Genomic DNA, 1580 nt, shown 5'->3' with positions numbered 1-1580 from the left:
AAAATTTTTGCACCACTGTTATCTGCACAAACAATTTGTGCCCCAACTGGTAGTGCTCTAGTAACGTATGGTCTAAATTCTTCTACGCCTTTTGCCTTACCTCGGCTCCTGCCCTGTGACATTAACTCTTAACCTCCACTACAACAAATGACACTGATTTTGCAAGTGGGCGACATTCTGCTGCAAGAACTCTGTCTCCTTCTTTTACATCAATATTAGATGGGACGTGTGCATGAATGCTGCTCTTACCTCTTGCATATCTCTTAAATTTAGTAAAGTAAACTGGTGATTCCTTCTCAATTACGACTGTGTTTTTGGCATTTGCCTTGACTACTATCCCTTCAAATAATTTTCCTCTTAATGATAGTGTTCCATTAAATGGATTCTTCTTGTCTCCTGGTTCAGGATCCTCTTTTGGTTTTCCGACCTTTAGTCCGATGTTTCTAGTCATAGCTTTCTCCCCAATCTTTCATAAGACCTCTTGGCAAGTGAGGCTCCTTCTATTTCTTTATCTTCATTATTCAAAGAAAATCTCCATGTGTTGATATCTTTTGGAATGTTTTTGATTCCAAGATTAGTATCAAGTACAAACATGTTTTTTGTTTCATCAATAATTGTGCCATTAACTCCAATCATTTGAGAGTTTGATGATTTTACAATCTCTGTTTTTAGTCCAATCATTTCATGTACGTGTAAATTATCTACTGTAATCATTCTTTTTTCATCTCATTTAATCTAGTCATCATTCGTGCAATATCTTTTCTTAGTGGTTTGAGTTTTCCACTCTCTTTTCGTAATGTTCCTTTAGATGCATCAACTTTTAGTTTTCCAAGCTCTGAGCGTGCTTCTTGAATTTTATCTTTCAAGTCTTTTTCATTTAATTGTCTTACTGTCTTCATGCTAATTCGTGTCATTAGATTAACTTCTCCTCTTCTTCTTCAAGTGTTTCAAGCTCTTTCATCTTTTCGGCTTCTAGTGCAATTTGTTCAGATTCAGTTCTTGCCTTCTTTTCTTCGGCAGTCTCTTCTCTTGGTGCACCAGATTCATCAGTGTACTCTTTGACGTCTTTTTCTGGTTTAACTTTCTTTGATTTTTCTTTAGCTTCCTTTTTCTTTAATTCAAATTCTGGAACATATTTCTCCTTTCGTGCAATTCTGATTCTAATTCCAATTAATCCCATAGGTGTTTGAACATGGGCAATATCTTCTGCAACAATTACATCTGCATGATGTCCTGCTCTAGGTAGGATTCCTGCAGTATGTTTTTCAAATGCAGACCTGTCTCCTCGTAGTTTTCCTGAAATTGTAATTTGAACTCCCATTGCACCATTTTCCATAATTTGTTGTAGTGTCCACATGGTTGCTCGTCTAAATGCAGTTCCACGCTCAATGTGAGATGCCATTCTGTTACACATTACATTAGTTTTTTAGCTCAAAGTCTGTTGCAAGTTTTTCTGTTAACTCTCTAATTCCTGTTCCTTTTCTTCCAATTACAATTCCTGGTCTAGTTACATGTAATGCAACTCTAGTTCCAGTTGGAGTCTTTGAGATTTCTGCATGTGAGAATCCTGCTTCTTTAAT

At 36.4% G+C, this 1580-nt stretch carries 5 protein-coding genes; all 5 read right to left on the bottom strand.

What is annotated here, in order from left to right:
- Positions 1–121: 121 nt before the first annotated feature.
- Genes C6988_RS10955 through C6988_RS11225 form a run of 5 tightly spaced genes read right to left on the bottom strand, consistent with a single transcriptional unit; the run spans position 122 to position 1550 of the window.
- Complete coding sequence (locus C6988_RS10955) at positions 122–451, bottom strand: 30S ribosomal protein S17 (RefSeq protein ID WP_182135486.1); 330 nt, start codon at positions 449–451, stop codon at positions 122–124.
- Complete coding sequence (locus C6988_RS10950) at positions 448–714, bottom strand: ribonuclease P protein component 1 (protein ID WP_182135484.1); 267 nt, start codon at positions 712–714, stop codon at positions 448–450. The genes C6988_RS10955 and C6988_RS10950 overlap by 4 nt, the downstream gene beginning before the upstream one ends.
- On the bottom strand, positions 711–914 hold the full coding sequence (gene rpmC / locus C6988_RS10945; RefSeq protein WP_182135482.1) for a 50S ribosomal protein L29: 204 nt from the start codon (positions 912–914) through the stop codon (positions 711–713). Before rpmC ends, C6988_RS10950 begins: the two co-directional genes overlap by 4 nt.
- Positions 914–1402 carry an uS3 family ribosomal protein gene (locus C6988_RS10940; RefSeq protein WP_255464490.1) on the bottom strand — a complete coding sequence of 163 codons (489 nt, stop codon included), beginning with the start codon at positions 1400–1402 and terminating at the stop codon, positions 914–916. The genes rpmC and C6988_RS10940 overlap by 1 nt, the downstream gene beginning before the upstream one ends.
- Before the next feature lie 16 nt (positions 1403–1418).
- Positions 1419–1550, bottom strand: a complete 132-nt coding sequence (locus C6988_RS11225) for a KH domain-containing protein (RefSeq protein WP_255464491.1) — start codon at positions 1548–1550, stop codon at positions 1419–1421.
- Positions 1551–1580 lie beyond the last annotated feature (30 nt).

This window comes from Nitrosopumilus sp. b1 (genome assembly GCF_014078545.1).
Classification (GTDB): domain Archaea; phylum Thermoproteota; class Nitrososphaeria; order Nitrososphaerales; family Nitrosopumilaceae; genus PXYB01.
This window is presented reverse-complemented; position numbering and strand designations above follow the sequence as displayed.

Coding starts and splice junctions, on each gene's coding strand:
- C6988_RS10955 (WP_182135486.1), bottom strand. CDS start 451: ATGACTAGAAACATCGGACTAAAGGTCGGAAAACCAAAAGAGGATCCT.
- C6988_RS10940 (WP_255464490.1), bottom strand. CDS start 1,402: ATGGCATCTCACATTGAGCGTGGAACTGCATTTAGACGAGCAACCATG.
- C6988_RS10950 (WP_182135484.1), bottom strand. CDS start 714: ATGATTACAGTAGATAATTTACACGTACATGAAATGATTGGACTAAAA.
- rpmC (WP_182135482.1), bottom strand. CDS start 914: ATGACACGAATTAGCATGAAGACAGTAAGACAATTAAATGAAAAAGAC.